Genomic DNA, 16137 nt, shown 5'->3' with positions numbered 1-16137 from the left:
GATCCGATGTCCTTGCTCTTGTTATTGGATGATCACCGGCCCTACTGCCGGACCCAGCACGACACTAGCGGGTAACCCTGCCGGAATCCAGGCACAACCCCTGGGTACACTGTCATCCAGCACCAGCGGCAGATCGACTGCCACGCCATTCTGGCGCACTTGAACCCGATCCCGCCCGACCACCCCCAACTCTTGAGCCACATCAGGATGCAGTCGCACCTCAGCGGGTTGTGCCAGCGGACTCGATTGCAACGAGCGTGCCCGTCGCACTAGCGGATCCATCGCATAGATCGGCACATCCGCCACCCGCAGCAGGCCATCAGCCTGGAATAGCTGCCAACCTGGCTGACCAATACCCAAGCTATTATCCGGCTGGATGCTGCCACCGACACCCTGCACCTCGGCGAGTACATCCTCGGAGCTTATATAGTCAAAACCCTGCACTCCGCACAGATTGCCCAGTACCCGCAGTACCTTCCAGGTCGGACGCGCCTCACCCAACGGTTTGCTGGCACCCTGAAAACTCTGCCAGCGGCCCTCGGCATTGACATAAGTGCCGGAGGTTTCAGCGAAAGTCGCTACCGGCAGCGTTACCTTGACATACCCCGCAACGCTGGCGTAAGAACTGAGCGAGACCACAAACTCGGCGGCTTGCATAGCTTTCAGCGCTGCCGCGCCGTCCCAACAGTCCAGTTCCGGTTCAACCCCGATCAGGACATAAGCCTTGCGCGGTGAGTCCAGCATTGCTCGTGCATCCAAACCTGCAGCTGGCGCCGGCTTGCCGCCCGGCAACCGGTGTGGCAGCGCACCGGCTAGCCACCCACCCACCGAATTAGCGGCTTCCGGTAAATAACCCAGTCGGGCACCGCTACACCGAGCCACGAAGCCCGCCAGCGCCCGCATCTGGGCAAAAGCTGGATGAGACACCGCCAGATTGCCCAGCAGCACCGTAGCCGGGGCGTTGTTAACCAGATTAGCGGCAATAGTTCGCTCGGTATCGCTCACCTTCACTCCAGCGGTCAGGCCGGCCAGATCTGCTGGCACCGACTCGCCCTTTAACTCCGCAACCGCTTGGGCCACCCCTGCTAGCGCTGCTACCATTCCGACTGGATCTGCGACCACTTTCGCCACTACCGGAAACCGGAACTCAAAATCGCGTGGGTTGATAAACATAACTCGACCGCCGGCCAACGCCGCTTTGCGCAAGCGATGTCCAGCCAGTGGCTGTTCCATCCGCACATTGGAGCCGATCAGTAACGCGGCCTTGATCTTCTCCAGTTCCTCCAATTCCTGCCCCAACCACGGGAACACTGGTGCCGTAGCCTGATCGCTGAAATCGGCTTGCCGCAGCCGGTGGTCAATATTTGTGACGCCCAGACCGTGCGCCAGCTTTTGCGCCAGATAAAGTTCTTCCATCGTCGCAGTCGGTGAGACTAGAAATCCAACCGCATCAGCACCTTGTCGGACGATCACATCCTTCAAGCCCTTAACCGTTGCGTCCAGTGCGATTTCCCAATCAACCTCGACGCCATCGACCAGCGGTTTGCTCAAACGGTCATCACTATGGATGCCTTCGTAGCTGAACCGGTCGCGGTCGGAAAGCCAGGTTTCGTTGATTGATTCATTCTCACGCGGCACGACTCGCATCACCTTGCCACGCAGAGTATGGATGAAGATGTTGGAACCAATGGAATCATGCGGGGCAACAGCCGCGTGTTGCACATACTCCCAAGAGCGGCCTTGATACCGCGAAGGTTTGGCCGTCAACGCCCCAACCGGACACAGGTCAATAACATTGCCCGACAATTCCGAGGCTACACTGTGGGCCACGTAGGTGCCAATCTCCATGTTTTCGCCGCGACCTGTAGCCCCCAGTTCGCGCAGGCCAGCAATTTCATCACCGAATCGCACACAACGGGTGCAATGAATGCAGCGGGTCATGTCAGTGGCGATGAGCGGCCCGATATTCTTATCCTTAACTACCCGTTTGCGCTCGGTGAAGCGTGATACGTCACCGCCGTAACCCAGAGCGACGTCCTGCAACTCACACTCGCCGCCTTGGTCACAGATTGGACAGTCCAGTGGGTGATTGATGAGCAGGAACTCCATGGTTCCCTTTTGCGCAGCGAGCGCCTTGGGCGATTCAGTGTAGACCTTCATCCCTTCCATTACCGGCGTCGCACAGGCGGGCAATGGTTTGGGCGCCCGCTCCACCTCAACTAAACACATCCGGCAATTGGCAGCAATAGACAGCTTCTTGTGATAACAAAAACGGGGGATCGAAATCCCTGCCGCGTCGGTGATCTCGATGAGCATCGCGCCTTTGCGCGCCTTCAGCGGGATACCGTTGACCTCGATGTTGACCAATTCCTCGCTCATCTTTTACCCATTGCAACCGTGTGGTGGGTTCCGCAGCCTTACGCGGCCAAGGCTGTCGCGCCGGCAACCATGCTGTGCTTATGCTCGATGTAATAGGCGAACTCGTGACGGTAGTGCTTGACAAAGCTCCTGACCGGCATGGCAGCGGCATCGCCCAACGCGCAGATCGTATGTCCTTCAATCCGGCTGGCCACGCTATCCAGCAGATCAAGGTCCTCGGGCCGACCTTTGCCTTCAACGATGCGGGTGATCACTCGATATAGCCAGCCGGTGCCTTCACGGCAGGGCGTACACTGGCCACAGGATTCCGAAAAGTAGAACCGGGAGATACGTTGTAAAACCTTGACCATATCAGTGGTCTCATCCATCACGATGACTGCGCCCGATCCCAGCATCGAACCCGTCACTTTGACCACCGAATCGTAATCCATGTTGGCTTTCAGCATGAGATCGCCGGGCACCACCGGTACCGAGGATCCGCCTGGAATCACGGCCTTGAGCTTGCGCCCTTTCCAGACCCCACCCGCCAGCACCAGTAATTCGGAAAAAGAAATGCCTAGAGAAACCTCAAAATTGCCGGGGTTCTCGACATGTCCAGACACCGAGAATGCCTTGGTACCACCAGCGTTGGCAGTACCCAAACCCGCAAACCATGCACCACCATTACGGATGATCGACGGCACCGATGCCAGCGATTCGGTATTATTAATGGTGGTCGGTCGGCCATACAAACCGTAGCTGGCAGGAAACGGCGGTTTGAAGCGCGGCTGACCCTTCTTGCCTTCCAGCGATTCCAGCAACGCGGTTTCTTCGCCACAGATATACGCGCCAGCACCCAAAGTGGGATATAAATCGAAATCAACCCCCGAACCCTGAATGTTCTTGCCCAACAGGCCAGCGGCGTAGGCTTCTTTAACCGCATTCTCGAACCGCTGATAAGGCTCGTCCAAGAATTCACCGCGCATGTAGTTGTAGCCGACCGTGGCGCCAATAGCGAACCCGGCAATCGCCATACCTTCCACCAGTGCATGTGGATTGATGCGCAGAATATCGCGATCCTTGCAGGTGCCCGGCTCGGACTCGTCGGAGTTGCAGACGATATACTTCTGACCGGGTGCATTCCGTGGCATAAAGGTCCACTTCAGACCGGCCGGAAAACCTGCGCCACCACGACCGCGCAGGCCAGATTTCTTCACTTCATCAATCACCTGCTCCGGCGTCAACTGTCCGGACAGGATTTTCTTCCAAGCCTCGTAACCATCTACACCTTGGTAGGTCTGGATGGACCAAGGACGATCCAAGCCCCGTGTCCGGTAGCAAACTTCGTTAGCCATGGCGATTTACTCCAAGCTATCGAGCACCTGGTCCACCTTCTCAGCGGTCAGATGCTCGTAGTAAATATGGTTTACCTGCATCATCGGTGCGCCGCAGCAGGCCGCCAAGCATTCCTCTTCCTTCTTCAGGTAAAACTTGCCATCCGGGGTACTATCACCCAGTTTGATGCCGAGTTTTCTTTCAATATATGCCAAGACAGTATCACTACCGCGAAGCATACAGGAGACATTAGTGCATACAGCGATGCTGTGACGACCCACGGGCTTTAACTCGAACATCGAGTAAAAGCTCGCCACCTCGTAAACCGCGATGGGCGACATGTCCAGGTAATCAGCAACTGCATCCATCAATTCCGTGGTGAGATAACCGCCGTTCTCATGCTGCACTTCACGCAAGGCAGCCAGTACAGCAGACTGCTTTTTATCAGCGGGATAGCGGGAGACCCATTGATCGATTTCTGCACGGGCGTGGGCGGATAGCAGATCACTCTTGCGTACACTCATTAGCGATCAATCTCCCCAAAGACGATGTCCTGTGTACCGATGATGGACACTACATCGGCCAGCATGTGACCGCGAGCCATCTCGTCCATGGACGACAAATGAGCAAAACCCGGCGCCCGAATTTTAACGCGATAAGGTTTATTGGCACCATCGGAAACCAAATAAACCCCAAACTCACCCTTAGGATGCTCGGTGGCAACGTAAACCTCACCCTCAGGTACACAATAGCCTTCCGTGAACAACTTGAAGTGGTGGATCAGGGCTTCCATATCCTCTTTCATCGTCTCCCGCTTTGGCGGCGCGACTTTATAATCCTCGATCATAACCGGACCCGGATTTTCCTTCAGCCACTGTACGCACTGTCTAATAATGTGATTGGATTGCCGCATCTCCTCAACGCGAACCAAGTAACGGTCATAGCAATCGCCAGTGACCCCAACCGGAATATCAAAATCCATTTGTTCATAAACGTCATAAGGTTGCTTCTTGCGCAGATCCCAAGCGATACCCGACCCGCGTAGCATCGGCCCGGAAAACCCCAGTTGCAAGGCGCGTTCGGGCGTCACTACACCAATGCCTACCGTCCGTTGTTTCCAAATACGGTTATCAGTCAGCAGCGTTTCATACTCGTCTACACGCTGCGGAAAACGCTCAGTGAACGCCTCGATAAAATCCAGTAATGACCCATGGCGGGTAGCATTCCGATCATCAACTTCCCTTTTGGTGTGGCACTTGGAATGCGCGTACTCATACTTGGGCATTGCATTCGGCAAATCGCGATAGACGCCGCCGACCCGAAAATAAGTAGCGTGTAGTCGGGCCCCGGATGCGGCCTCATAACAATCCAGCAGATCTTCTCGCTCGCGGAAAGCGTAAATAAACATAGTCATGGCGCCAATATCCAGACCGTGTGCGCCAATCCACAACAGGTGATTCAGAAGCCGGGTAATTTCTGCATACATAACCCGGATATACTGCGCCCGCAACGGTGGTTGAATACCGAGCAGCTTCTCAATAGCCAGCACATAGCCGTGTTCATTGCACATCATGGACACGTAATCGAGCCGGTCCATGTAACCGATGCTTTGGTTGAACGGCTTGCTCTCGGCCAGTTTCTCGGTAGCGCGATGCAGCAAGCCAATATGGGGATCAGCACGTTGCACAACTTCGCCATCAAGTTCCAGCACTAAGCGGAGTACGCCGTGAGCAGCCGGATGTTGCGGCCCAAAGTTCAGGGTGTAATTGCGAATCTCAGGCATCAGCGACTTTCCTTCAGTGAGACCCGGACAAATAATGGTGATCCTTGCGGATAACACGGGGCACTAATACACGCGGCTCGATACTTACCGGCTCGTACACGACACGCCCACGCTCGGGGTCGTAGCGCATCTCGACGTGTCCAATCAACGGAAAATCCTTGCGAAACGGATGCCCGATAAAGCCATAGTCGGTCAGGATACGACGCAAGTCTGGATGGCCTTCAAACACGATACCGTATAAGTCGAAAGCTTCGCGCTCATACCAAGCGGATGCAGCCCAAATCCCTACCACCGAAGGGACTACGGGCAGATCGTTATCTGAGGCGAATATGCGTACCCGTACCCGCTGATTGAGCGAGACCGATAACAACTGATAAACAGCAGCAAAGCGGCACTTATTTGCAATTACTCGATCTACAGTGTGTTGAATCGCTACTGGACTACGACTAGTGGCCCGTTCAATGACTCCACGACTGAACCCTTTATTCGTAGACTCGCTGGTTGCCCATTCTACTTCGCCGTAAGTGGAGTAGTCTACCCCGCATATATCCATGACTTGCTCGAAGGCGAAATCGGATTCATCACGCAGTGCAGTAAATACTTCGATGGCTTTGGCTGGAAAAACTTCGATGGTGACTTCTTGGCGGTCCAGCTTACATTCCCGCAAAGCGTCACTGAATCGGGCCTGGAGTTTTTCCACAAGGTTTTGGAGAGCGTCAGCCATGGAGCATTTTCTCAACGGGCGATAGTGTTGGTGTTGCGGATTTTATTATGCAACTGGATAATCCCATACAACAGGGCTTCTGCAGTGGGTGGGCAACCTGGTATATAAATATCTACCGGCACGATGCGGTCACAACCACGAACTACTGCATAGGAGTAATGGTAATAACCGCCACCGTTAGCGCAGGATCCCATAGAAATTACCCAGCGCGGCTCGGCCATCTGATCATAAACCTTGCGGAAAGCCGGCCCCATTTTATTACACAAAGTGCCAGCAACGATCATGACGTCGGACTGGCGTGGACTGGGTCGAAACACAATTCCAAACCGGTCTAGATCGTAGCGCGCCGCACCGGCATGCATCATCTCCATCGCACAGCAAGCCAACCCAAAAGTCATCGGCCACATCGAACCTGTGCGCGCCCAATTAATGAGCTTGTCGGCAGTGGTAGTCACCACTCCTTTTTCAAGAAGGCCTTCTATTCCCATTCTAAGGCTCCTTTCTTCCACTCGTAGATGAAGCCGATCACCAGGATGCCGAGAAAAACAGCCATCGCTGCAAAACCAAACAGCCCAATCTTATCAAGAACAATAGCCCAAGGGAAAAGAAATGCAATTTCCAGATCAAAAATGATGAACAGGATGGCTACCAGATAGTAGCGAACATCAAACTTCATTCGGGCATCTTCGAACGACTCAAAACCACACTCATAGGCAGAGAGTTTTGCATCATCATCACGGCGAGGACCCAAGAAGTAGCCCAAGCTGACCATGACTGTGCCAGCTATAAAAGCAATAATCACGAAAATCAGAACCGGAAGATAATTCGACAGCATCAGAGTCGCACCTTGGACATGGCAAAGTAGGGGGAAATCGCTACAACAGCCAAATTACGCACTGGAATCGAAACATTCCTACTCCCGCCATATAGCGAGGCTGGAATACTTTGACAGGAAGCTACGGAACACAGCATTCAGGGCGAATTTTTTATGGTTAAAACGCCATATGAAGACATAGAACCTCAGTAGTAGTAACTACAACAGCTTCGGTCAGGCCTAACAAGAAATACAGGATTCCTAAAAAACATCAGGGATATCCCGAACCCGGATTCCAGGACACTCTGGTATTCAATGGTACCGATGGCCGGACTCGAACCGGCACGGCTTGCGCCACTAACCCCTCAAGCTAGCGTGTCTACCAATTCCACCACATCGGCACGATAAAACATAAATCATGTTACCACTACTTCTGCGGCAACTGCGGTACATCCGAGGGGCCACTGGCTTTGGGCGATTCAATAGGTTTCTCCAATTGAACCCGCTCAACAACGCTCTTGGGCACAGAAATCTGCGTTGAGAAATACGCCAGAGTCAGACTCGTCATAAAAAAAACGGTTGCCAAAATAGCCGTAGTTCGACTCAGGAAGGACGCCGAACCCTGCGATCCAAACATGGTTGAGGAAGCACCGCTACCAAATGCTGCGCCGGCATCGGCACCTTTGCCCTGCTGCAAAAGCACCAGCGCGATCAACGCAACAGCGACCACAACGTGCGCAACGAGAATCAGGGTATGAAACATGGCAGGAGTTTAACAACCCGCCTTGGCGATTGCCAAAAAATCCTTGGCATCGAGCGACGCACCGCCCACCAAACCTCCGTCAATATCTGGCATCGCCAACAGTTCCGCAGCATTGGAACCCTTGACGCTACCACCGTACAAAATGCGCACCTTATTGGCCAGCGCTGGATCGAGTTCAGCTAATTTGGCGCGAATGAATGCGTGGACTTCCTGAGCCTGACCTGATGTTGCCGTTCGCCCGGTACCAATCGCCCATACTGGTTCGTAGGCAATTACCGCATCAGCAAAGCTACCAATGCCTTCCAAATCCAGTACCGCCTTGAGCTGCCGCCCGACTACCGCTTCGGTCACGCCTCGCTCACGCTCATCCAGAGTTTCACCTACGCAGAGGATTGGTTTGACGCCCACTTTACGTGCGGCAGCAAATTTTTGCGCGACAACTTGATCGCTCTCACCATACAACGTGCGCCGCTCCGAGTGGCCGACGATCACATAGGTACAGTGGAAATCATTGAGCATCGATCCCGACACCTCACCGGTGTAGGCGCCAGACCCCTGATCACACATGTTCTGCGCACCCCAGATGACAGCGGAACCAGACAGTTGCTGTTCAACCGCCCCCAAATACACGAACGGTGGGAATACCGCCAGTTCTACAGCCGCCACTTCAGCGGCGCCCCCAAGGATTCCTTGCAACAACTCGCGGATGCTACCCGTCGAGCCATTCATCTTCCAGTTTCCAGCCACCAGCTTGCGGCGCATGTCATTCCTCTCCACGGCGAAAAATCCGGGCAATCTTACGGATTCCACACCTGAAAATCAATCACACTGATAGCGTGTCCCGCACCACATTAGCTAATTCCCGGGCATGGCGCTCGACAGTGCCCATATCCACTCCTTCCACCATAACGCGCACCACCGGTTCAGTTCCGGACGCTCGCAGCAGGACTCGGCCGTTGTCACCCAGTTGAATCTCCACCGCACGAACCGCCTCTTGAATCAATTTTCGCTGCAAATCCACCGGCCCAGTAACCGAAACATTGATCAACATCTGTGGATACTTGCTTATACCCGCTTTGAGATCATGCAGACTTTTACCCGATTGCAGCATGGCCGATAGCACCTGCAACGCCGAAATAATACCGTCGCCCGTGGTCGTTCGATCCAAGCAGATAATGTGCCCGGAACCCTCGCCCCCCAAAATCAGCTTCTCGGCCTGCAAACACTCCATCACGTAGCGGTCACCAACCTTGGCGCGACGCAATTCAAGACCCAATGCCCGCAGCGCTACTTCCAAGCCCAGATTGGTCATCAGCGTACCGACCACCGCATTAAAGCGGCTGCCCGTGCGCAGGCGGTCGCGAGCGATAATGAACAGCAGTTCATCACCGTCCAGTACCTCACCACGATGATCCACCATGATCACCCGGTCGCCATCGCCATCGAAGGCGATACCCAGATCAGCGCCCTGTTCCTTGACCGTCGCGAGCAACATTGCCGGCTTGGTGGAACCGCAATCCAGGTTGATATTCAGCCCATCGGGAGCGGCACCTATCGAAATCACCGTCGCGCCCATCTCGCTCAATACACTGGGAGCGATGTGATAGGTGGCTCCATGGGCACAGTCCACTACGATCTTAATCCCTGCCAGGCTGGTATAAGCGGGAACCGTACTCTTGCAAAACTCGATGTAGCGACCGGCGGCGTCAACGATACGCTCGGCCTTGCCCAGCGCGTCGGGTTCAACCGTCGTCATCGGCTGCTCCAGCAGATCCTCGATGCGCATCTCGACGGCATCGGGCAATTTCTGGCCGTCGCGGGAGAAGAACTTGATCCCGTTGTCGTAGTAAGGGTTGTGGGAGGCGCTCACCACGATACCGGCACAGGCATGTAAGGTGCGTGTCAAGTAGGCAATGCCAGGCGTTGGCATCGGCCCCAGCAGGGCGATATTGACGCCGGAAGCTGACAGACCAGCTTCCAAGGCCGATTCAAACATGTAGCCGGAGATACGGGTGTCCTTGCCGATAAGCACCTTGTTAAATCCCTGAGTCTGCAACACCCGCCCTACCGCCCATCCGAGCTTCAACACGAATTCCGCAGTAATTGGGTGCTGACCTACACGACCGCGAATGCCGTCCGTACCGAAGTAGCGTTTTCCCATACTGTATCCCTCTGCCTTAGCTCGATTTGAGCATTATAGCGGGGATAGCGACGCGCTGACGCACGGCTTGGCGCAATTTACTATCCGCATCAAACAATCGCCCGTGCGGCCGCACAGATACACAGGGCATGCACCGTCTCCCGGACATCGTGAGTGCGGATAATGTTAGCGCCTTGCCAGGCAGCGATCACCGCCGCTGCTAGACTGCCGCTCAACCGTTCGCCAACAGGCGCCCCCGTCAGTGCGCCGATCATGCTCTTGCGGGAAATCCCAACCAAGACCCCCGCAGCGAGATCGCCAAAGCGATGCAGGCTCCGCAGCAGTGCTAGGTTGTGTTCCAGCGTCTTGCCGAAGCCAAAACCGGGATCCACCAAAATCCGGTCGCGCCGGATACCAAGACTTTCGCAGGCGCGAACCCGCTCAGCTAGAAAGGCATAAACATCAGCTACTACATCAGTGTAATAAGGTTCCTGTTGCATCGTCACAGGTTCACCTTGCAGATGCATCAGGCAAACCGGCAAACCGCTGGCGACCGCCGCTTCCAACGCCCCCGGCAAGCGCAGCGCCCGCACATCGTTAATCAGTCCAGCACCGGCGCACGCTGCTGCGCGCATGACCTCAGGCTTGCTGGTATCCACTGAGATAGGTACGGACAGTTCACGCGCCAGCCGCTCCACGACCGGCAACACCCGATCCATTTCCTCCTGAACCGATACCGGCATCGCGCCTGGTCGAGTGGATTCACCGCCCACATCAATTAGTGCAGCGCCTTCCACCACCATCAACTCGGCGCGGTGCAGCGCATCAGCCAGTGAACTGTAAAGCCCACCATCAGAAAATGAATCGGGAGTGACATTCAGCACCCCCATAACGACGGGCTGGCTCAGGTCAAGCACCCTGCCAGCGCAGTCGATCTGCATGGATCAATGCTGCCGGGCTGGACCGCCAATCGGTCCCTTGCCGACGCGATCCTTGTCCAGGTTAACCGGCGAACCGGCTGAGGGTGGTTCCTGGTCGGCGGTCGGTTCGACCGGCTCACGCGGCGGACGCCCCGCCATAATGTCGTCAATCTGATCGGCATCAATGGTCTCATACTTAATCAGCGCCTCAGCCATGGCATGGAGCTGGTCGAGGTGATCCCGCAACAGTTGCTCGGAGCGCCGGTAATTGCGGTTAACCGTGGCGTGAATTTCTTCGTCAATCACATGGGCGGTCCCATCAGAAACATTTTTATGACGGGTTACTGACCGGCCCAGAAACACCTCACCGTCATCCTCGCTGTAAGTCAACGGTCCCAGTCGATCCGACAGACCCCACTTGGTCACCATGCTGCGCGCAATGTTGGTGGCGCGCTCAATGTCGTTCTGCGCGCCGGTGGTAACAAAATCCGCCCCGAAAATTAGCATCTCAGCGATTCGGCCACCGAACAGGCTGGAAATCTGGCTTTCGAGTCGCTGCTTGCTGAAGCTGTAACGATCCCCTTCCGGCAGGAACATGGTCACGCCCAGCGCCCGTCCACGCGGGATGATGCTGACTTTGTAGACTGGATCATGCGACGGCACCAGTCGCCCGACAATGGCATGACCCGCTTCGTGATAGGCGGTGAGTTTCTTCTCCTCCTCGCTCATCACCATGGACTTGCGTTCAGTGCCCATCATGATTTTATCTTTCGCTTTCTCGAAGTCGTCCATGTCGACATCGCGCTTGTTGGTGCGGGCGGCAAACAGGGCAGCTTCGTTGACCAAGTTCGCCAGATCAGCGCCAGAGAAGCCGGGGGTACCCCGAGCGATAACCGCTGGCTTGACGTTGCCGGAGAGCGGTACTTTGCGCATGTGAACCTTGAGAATTTGCTCGCGGCCACGCACGTCGGGTAGCGGCACCACCACCTGACGGTCAAAACGACCTGGCCGCAGCAACGCCGGATCGAGTACGTCCGGCCGGTTGGTGGCGGCGATGACGATAATGCCTTCATTACCCTCGAAACCGTCCATTTCCACCAGCAGTTGATTCAGGGTCTGCTCGCGCTCGTCGTGACCGCCGCCGAGACCCGCGCCGCGATGGCGACCAACGGCATCAATTTCATCGATGAAAATGATGCAGGGCGCATGTTTCTTGGCCTGCTCGAACATGTCGCGCACCCGTGACGCGCCGACGCCCACGAACATTTCGACAAAATCGGAACCGGAAATCGAGAAGAACGGCACTTTCGCCTCGCCCGCAATCGCCTTGGCCAGCAAGGTCTTACCGGTACCCGGCGAGCCGACCATCAGCACCCCACGCGGAATCTTGCCGCCGAGCTTCTGAAACTTGCCGGGATCGCGCAGAAACTCCACCAGTTCCGCCACTTCTTCCTTGGCCTCGTCAACGCCCGCGACATCGGCGAACGTGATCTTAATCTGGTCTTCGCTCATCATCCGGGCACGCGACTTGCCAAACGACATCGCCCCCCGACCCGCACCGCCCCCCTGCATCTGCCGCAGGAAGAACACCCAGATACCGATCAGCAGCAGCATCGGGAACCAGGAGATGAAAATCTGCATTAACAGACCCTGTTTCTCCGGCGGTTGGCCTTCGATATCCACGCCATGGGTGAGTAGTTCACCGATCATCGGGCTGTTATCAGTTTCCGGGCTGTAGGTGGTGAAGCGTTCACCGCTGCCGGTGCGACCCTGAATAGTGCGACCGTCAATCGTCACCTGCGCGATCCGCCCCTGTTTGGCATCTTGCAGAAACTGCGAGTAGGACATCTGGGCGGTCGGTGTCACCTTGGGGCCAAAGCTGTTAAAAACCGACATCAGAACCACCGCAATGACCACCCACAACAGGATATTTTTGACCATGTCATTCAAGGCATGTACCTCAACACTGCGAGACTGCGATAAAAGAAATTTGCGCCGCCGTTTCTCGGTCGCGATGGCTGAAAAAGCACAAAAATTATAGACCGGTTCACCCGCGATAGTTCCTGGCGAGCAGGTACTGTTCGGCGCTACGGGCGCGTGAAGCCTTGGGCTTGCGGGGCGCGACAGTGATGAACGCGGGGCGCAACTCTTTCAGAAACACATCGAAGCCTTCACCCTGAAAGATCTTGAGCAGAAAATCCCCGCCCGGTCGCAAACAACGCCGGGCAAAGTCCAGCGCCAGTTCGCTCAGATACATCCCGCGTGGTTGATCGACCGCTTTGATGCCGCTGGTGTTGGGAGCCATGTCCGCCAGCACCAGGTCCACCGAGCGACCGTTCAACGCCGCCAACAACTGTTCAAGCACCACGGTCTCGCGGAAATCACCCTCGATGCATTCGACTCCGGGCAGCGGTTCGATAGGCAAAATGTCCAAGGCGATAACTATACCCTGCTGACCGACCAGTCGCGCCGCCAGTTGCGACCAGCTCCCCGGTGCCGCACCCAAGTCCACCACCGTCATACCGGGCCGCAATAACCGGTCTTTCTCATGAATCTCCAGCAGCTTATACACTGCACGAGACCGATAGCCCTCCTGCTGGGCGCGCTTGACGTACTCGTCGGTGAAATGCTCCCGCAACCAGCGAGCGCTACTTTTAGTCCGGGCCATGGGCACCCTGTTCCCGGTCACGGGCGATCCTGGCCATGATCTTGCGGGTACGGATTACGATCCAGCACAGACCCAGCAGACCATAGCTCGTCAATACCAATAGTTGTACCAGCACGCTCTCCACGATCCGCCCCTGTACCAACAGCAGCAACCCACCGACCGTCAGGATAATACCAAGGTCCAGCTTGACTTCATTCAGGGGGCTTGGGGCTACCGTCATACCCTTGCCACCGGTTATATTCTTCGATTCTTTCACCCTATCCGGTTTCCCGCGTGCAGACTCTCACTAATCCACAAAAACGTCATCTCAAAGCCTTGGCCCATCACCGCAAGCCGGTCGTGATCATCGGTGACAGCGGCATCACGCCAGCGGTCACGCACGAAATTCTGCTGGCGCTGGATCATCACGAATTGATCAAGATCCGGGTCAACGCCGCAGATCGCGAAACCCGCGAAACCATGGTTGCTGAACTTTGCACCACAACGGATGCAGCCCTCGTGCAGCGGGTTGGACACATTGCCACGCTGTTTCGCCGTAATCCCGAGACGCCACGCATCGAATTATCGTGAGTAGCATGACCCTCAGAGACAAAAAACCGCCAACAATGGCGGTAAGTTAACAAGAACAAGGATTGCTAACCGGCTGTTTTTGGTACTGGTGGTGGGACTCGAACCCACAAGCCCGGTCAAGGGCGCAGGATTTTAAGTCCTGTGTGTATACCATTCCACCACACCAGCGCGAAGGCAGAAATGCTCTCAAACGACTTCCGTAGAGTGTCTAGGATAATCCAGCGACACCCGCATTGTCACCCTATGCTCAGGTCTCCCGCGCCGCAAAATCAATGCGCGGATCAACGAAGTGATAACTTAGATCACTGACCAGATTCAGCAGCAGCCCGATCAGGCTAAACATGTACAGCGTCCCGAACATTACCGGGTAATCCCGCTTGACCACCGCCTCGAATCCCAGTAGCCCCAAGCCATCCAGCGAGAAGATCACCTCGATCAGCAGTGATCCGGTGAACAACATGCTGATCAGTGTTGCTGGAAAACCCGCAATCACTAACAACATGGCGTTGCGAAAAACATGCCCATACAACACCTGCCGCTCGTTAAGACCCTTGGCGCGGGCGGTCACCACGTACTGCTTGTTAATCTCATCCAGGAACGCATTCTTGGTCAGCATGGTCAACGAGGCGAAACCGCCGATCACCATGGCCATCACCGGCAGGGTCAGATGCCAGAAATAATCCAGAATCCGCGCCGGCCAGCTTAAATCCGCCCAGTGATCCGAGACCAAGCCCCGCAGCGGAAACCAGTTCAGATAGCGCCCGCCAGCAAACACGATGATCAGCAGGATGGCGAACAGGAACGCTGGAATGGCGTAACCGATGATCACCGCCGCACTGCTCAACACATCAAAACGTGAACCATCGCGCACCGCCTTGGCAATGCCGAGCGGGATCGAAACCAGATAAATCAGCAAGGTACTCCACACGCCCAGCGAAATGGAGACCGGCAATTTGTCCAGCACCAGATCCAGCACCGCCCGGTCACGGAAATAGCTTTTGCCGAGATCGAAACTCAGATAATCGCGAACCATCAGGCCGAAGCGCACATAAGCGGGTTTATCGAAACCAAACTGGCGGTTGAGTTCGGCGATGAACGCCGGATCAAGACCTTGCGCACCGCGATAGGCGCTATTACCGCTGGAATTTTGCGAAGCGACGGTACTCCCGCGCCCCGCTTCCACGCCCTCCCCGCCGCCGACCCGGGTTGTGGCGGAAACTGCGGTGTTCTTGAGTTGCGCCAGCATTTGTTCCACCGGTCCGCCGGGGGCAATCTGCACAATGACAAAGTTGATGGCGATGATGCCCAGCAAGGTCAGCGGAATCAGCGCCAAACGGCGGAGGATGTAGGCGAGCATGGGTAAACTATCGCAGTGGAGACAAGGGGATAGCCGCGTCGGCGATCAGGCCGCTGCTGAGAGGCTGGCCCTCTCGTTGCGCGCCGATCGCCGCGTCCGGCCGCCAGATGATCCCGACAGTAATATCATCCCCGCTACCCTGTTGAGAAGCTTCATTCAGCCACTCTTTCAAATGCAGTTTCACCGCCGCATCGCCGTCATCGCGCAACATCGCCCAAAAGTCCCGCGCCACCTGTTGAAAACCGGCTTCGTTGCGGTAAGCGTTGGCGTAGCCGTCAGTGGCGGCCAGAATCAAGGCGGGCGGCGATCCAGCCAAGGTTTGAAAGCTGACCCGCATTTCATTCCATGCCCTGGCGGAACACAGCGAGGTGGTTTCATTGCCCATGAGCCGCGCATCAGCCGCAATCGGGCGCTCAATTTCGCCCTGCGCGGATACGGTGAGAATGTCGCCATCGCCGAGTTGCAGATAGAGAATGAAGGCGGGCGCGACGATCACCGTCAGCAGGGTCGAGCCATAGGCCAGATAGGGGTTGGTTTCCACTAGTGGGCTGCCGCAAAAGTTTTGATAGGTTAAGCCTCGGCTGACGTAGCCAAGTTTGGGGTAGACTCCACGGCAGGGTAGAGGCGTTTAAGTTGGGTCCGAGCCCAATAGTGTTCGGCACACTTATTGGGTAGACAAAATGATGTCTCGATGTTCATCAGTCA

General features: G+C 55.9%; 17 protein-coding genes and 2 tRNA genes. 1 reads left to right on the top strand and 18 read right to left on the bottom strand.

Features of this window, described 5'->3' with window-relative positions; genetic code table 11:
• Nucleotides 1–21 precede the first annotated feature (21 nt).
• From nuoG to BN874_RS02095, 15 genes are all read right to left on the bottom strand, one after another.
• On the bottom strand, nucleotides 22–2379 hold the full coding sequence (gene nuoG, locus BN874_RS02165; protein ID WP_034430572.1) for an NADH-quinone oxidoreductase subunit NuoG: 2358 nt from the start codon (nucleotides 2377–2379) through the stop codon (nucleotides 22–24).
• A gap of 38 nt (nucleotides 2380–2417) precedes the next feature.
• Nucleotides 2418–3713, bottom strand: coding sequence for an NADH-quinone oxidoreductase subunit NuoF (gene nuoF, locus BN874_RS02160; RefSeq protein ID WP_034430571.1), 1296 nt, complete (start codon nucleotides 3711–3713; stop codon nucleotides 2418–2420).
• A 6-nt stretch (nucleotides 3714–3719) separates the two neighbouring features.
• On the bottom strand, nucleotides 3720–4217 hold the full coding sequence (nuoE, locus tag BN874_RS02155) for an NADH-quinone oxidoreductase subunit NuoE (protein WP_034430570.1): 498 nt from the start codon (nucleotides 4215–4217) through the stop codon (nucleotides 3720–3722).
• The gene (locus tag BN874_RS02150) at nucleotides 4217–5476 is read right to left on the bottom strand and encodes an NADH-quinone oxidoreductase subunit D (RefSeq protein ID WP_034430569.1); all 1260 of its coding nucleotides are present in this window, start codon (nucleotides 5474–5476) and stop codon (nucleotides 4217–4219) included. Before BN874_RS02150 ends, nuoE begins: the two co-directional genes overlap by 1 nt.
• 13 nt (nucleotides 5477–5489) lie before the next feature.
• Nucleotides 5490–6200, bottom strand: a complete 711-nt coding sequence (locus BN874_RS02145; RefSeq protein WP_034430568.1) for an NADH-quinone oxidoreductase subunit C — start codon at nucleotides 6198–6200, stop codon at nucleotides 5490–5492.
• 11 nt (nucleotides 6201–6211) lie between these two features.
• Nucleotides 6212–6688: a NuoB/complex I 20 kDa subunit family protein gene (locus BN874_RS02140; protein WP_034430566.1), complete on the bottom strand. Its 477-nt coding sequence runs from the start codon at nucleotides 6686–6688 to the stop codon at nucleotides 6212–6214.
• Entirely contained in the window at nucleotides 6679–7035 is a 357-nt protein-coding gene (locus BN874_RS02135; protein WP_034430565.1) for an NADH-quinone oxidoreductase subunit A, read from the bottom strand. Before BN874_RS02135 ends, BN874_RS02140 begins: the two co-directional genes overlap by 10 nt.
• Before the next feature lie 295 nt (nucleotides 7036–7330).
• A tRNA-Leu gene (locus BN874_RS02130) sits at nucleotides 7331–7415 on the bottom strand.
• 26 nt (nucleotides 7416–7441) lie between these two features.
• Nucleotides 7442–7777 carry a preprotein translocase subunit SecG gene (gene secG, locus BN874_RS02125; protein WP_034430564.1) on the bottom strand — a complete coding sequence of 112 codons (336 nt, stop codon included), beginning with the start codon at nucleotides 7775–7777 and terminating at the stop codon, nucleotides 7442–7444.
• A gap of 9 nt (nucleotides 7778–7786) precedes the next feature.
• Nucleotides 7787–8539 carry a triose-phosphate isomerase gene (gene tpiA / locus BN874_RS02120; RefSeq protein WP_034430563.1) on the bottom strand — a complete coding sequence of 251 codons (753 nt, stop codon included), beginning with the start codon at nucleotides 8537–8539 and terminating at the stop codon, nucleotides 7787–7789.
• 61 nt (nucleotides 8540–8600) lie between these two features.
• The gene (gene glmM / locus BN874_RS02115) at nucleotides 8601–9938 is read right to left on the bottom strand and encodes a phosphoglucosamine mutase (protein WP_034430562.1); all 1338 of its coding nucleotides are present in this window, start codon (nucleotides 9936–9938) and stop codon (nucleotides 8601–8603) included.
• An 89-nt stretch (nucleotides 9939–10027) separates the two neighbouring features.
• Nucleotides 10028–10858, bottom strand: coding sequence for a dihydropteroate synthase (gene folP, locus BN874_RS02110; protein WP_034430561.1), 831 nt, complete (start codon nucleotides 10856–10858; stop codon nucleotides 10028–10030).
• Nucleotides 10859–10861: 3 nt separating this feature from the next.
• A complete protein-coding gene (ftsH, locus tag BN874_RS02105; RefSeq protein WP_195912084.1) occupies nucleotides 10862–12778 on the bottom strand; it encodes an ATP-dependent zinc metalloprotease FtsH in 1917 nt (638 codons plus the stop codon).
• A gap of 106 nt (nucleotides 12779–12884) precedes the next feature.
• On the bottom strand, nucleotides 12885–13505 hold the full coding sequence (gene rlmE, locus BN874_RS02100; RefSeq protein ID WP_034430559.1) for a 23S rRNA (uridine(2552)-2'-O)-methyltransferase RlmE: 621 nt from the start codon (nucleotides 13503–13505) through the stop codon (nucleotides 12885–12887).
• Nucleotides 13492–13761 carry a hypothetical protein gene (locus tag BN874_RS02095; RefSeq protein ID WP_154724708.1) on the bottom strand — a complete coding sequence of 90 codons (270 nt, stop codon included), beginning with the start codon at nucleotides 13759–13761 and terminating at the stop codon, nucleotides 13492–13494. The genes rlmE and BN874_RS02095 overlap by 14 nt, the downstream gene beginning before the upstream one ends.
• Before the next feature lie 17 nt (nucleotides 13762–13778).
• Between BN874_RS02095 and yhbY the strand changes: the two genes are divergently transcribed.
• Nucleotides 13779–14075, top strand: a complete 297-nt coding sequence (gene yhbY / locus BN874_RS02090) for a ribosome assembly RNA-binding protein YhbY (protein WP_034430556.1) — start codon at nucleotides 13779–13781, stop codon at nucleotides 14073–14075.
• Nucleotides 14076–14155: 80 nt separating this feature from the next.
• Here yhbY and BN874_RS02085 read toward each other — a convergent pair.
• The 3 genes from BN874_RS02085 to BN874_RS02075 all read right to left on the bottom strand — a co-directional run bounded on the left by BN874_RS02085 (nucleotide 14156) and on the right by BN874_RS02075 (nucleotide 15973).
• Nucleotides 14156–14243 (bottom strand) — tRNA-Leu (locus tag BN874_RS02085).
• Nucleotides 14244–14322: 79 nt separating this feature from the next.
• The gene (locus BN874_RS02080) at nucleotides 14323–15432 is read right to left on the bottom strand and encodes a microcin C ABC transporter permease YejB (protein WP_034430555.1); all 1110 of its coding nucleotides are present in this window, start codon (nucleotides 15430–15432) and stop codon (nucleotides 14323–14325) included.
• Between the two features lie 7 nt (nucleotides 15433–15439).
• Nucleotides 15440–15973, bottom strand: a complete 534-nt coding sequence (locus BN874_RS02075) for a protein phosphatase 2C domain-containing protein (protein WP_051497319.1) — start codon at nucleotides 15971–15973, stop codon at nucleotides 15440–15442.
• Nucleotides 15974–16137: the final 164 nt, after the last annotated feature.

This window comes from Candidatus Contendobacter odensis Run_B_J11 (assembly GCF_000531125.1).
Taxonomy (GTDB): Bacteria; Pseudomonadota; Gammaproteobacteria; order Competibacterales; family Competibacteraceae; genus Contendibacter; species Contendibacter odensensis.
This window is presented reverse-complemented; position numbering and strand designations above follow the sequence as displayed.

Excerpts from the sequence above, each read along its gene's own strand:
- nuoG (WP_034430572.1), bottom strand. The coding sequence starts at position 2,379 with ATGAGCGAGGAATTGGTCAACATCGAGGTCAACGGTATCCCGCTGAAG.
- nuoF (WP_034430571.1), bottom strand. The coding sequence starts at position 3,713 with ATGGCTAACGAAGTTTGCTACCGGACACGGGGCTTGGATCGTCCTTGG.
- nuoE (WP_034430570.1), bottom strand. The coding sequence starts at position 4,217 with ATGAGTGTACGCAAGAGTGATCTGCTATCCGCCCACGCCCGTGCAGAA.
- BN874_RS02150 (WP_034430569.1), bottom strand. The coding sequence starts at position 5,476 with ATGCCTGAGATTCGCAATTACACCCTGAACTTTGGGCCGCAACATCCG.
- BN874_RS02145 (WP_034430568.1), bottom strand. The coding sequence starts at position 6,200 with ATGGCTGACGCTCTCCAAAACCTTGTGGAAAAACTCCAGGCCCGATTC.
- BN874_RS02140 (WP_034430566.1), bottom strand. The coding sequence starts at position 6,688 with ATGGGAATAGAAGGCCTTCTTGAAAAAGGAGTGGTGACTACCACTGCC.
- BN874_RS02135 (WP_034430565.1), bottom strand. The coding sequence starts at position 7,035 with ATGCTGTCGAATTATCTTCCGGTTCTGATTTTCGTGATTATTGCTTTT.
- secG (WP_034430564.1), bottom strand. The coding sequence starts at position 7,777 with ATGTTTCATACCCTGATTCTCGTTGCGCACGTTGTGGTCGCTGTTGCG.
- tpiA (WP_034430563.1), bottom strand. The coding sequence starts at position 8,539 with ATGCGCCGCAAGCTGGTGGCTGGAAACTGGAAGATGAATGGCTCGACG.
- glmM (WP_034430562.1), bottom strand. The coding sequence starts at position 9,938 with ATGGGAAAACGCTACTTCGGTACGGACGGCATTCGCGGTCGTGTAGGT.
- folP (WP_034430561.1), bottom strand. The coding sequence starts at position 10,858 with ATGCAGATCGACTGCGCTGGCAGGGTGCTTGACCTGAGCCAGCCCGTC.
- ftsH (WP_195912084.1), bottom strand. The coding sequence starts at position 12,778 with ATGGTCAAAAATATCCTGTTGTGGGTGGTCATTGCGGTGGTTCTGATG.
- rlmE (WP_034430559.1), bottom strand. The coding sequence starts at position 13,505 with ATGGCCCGGACTAAAAGTAGCGCTCGCTGGTTGCGGGAGCATTTCACC.
- BN874_RS02080 (WP_034430555.1), bottom strand. The coding sequence starts at position 15,432 with ATGCTCGCCTACATCCTCCGCCGTTTGGCGCTGATTCCGCTGACCTTG.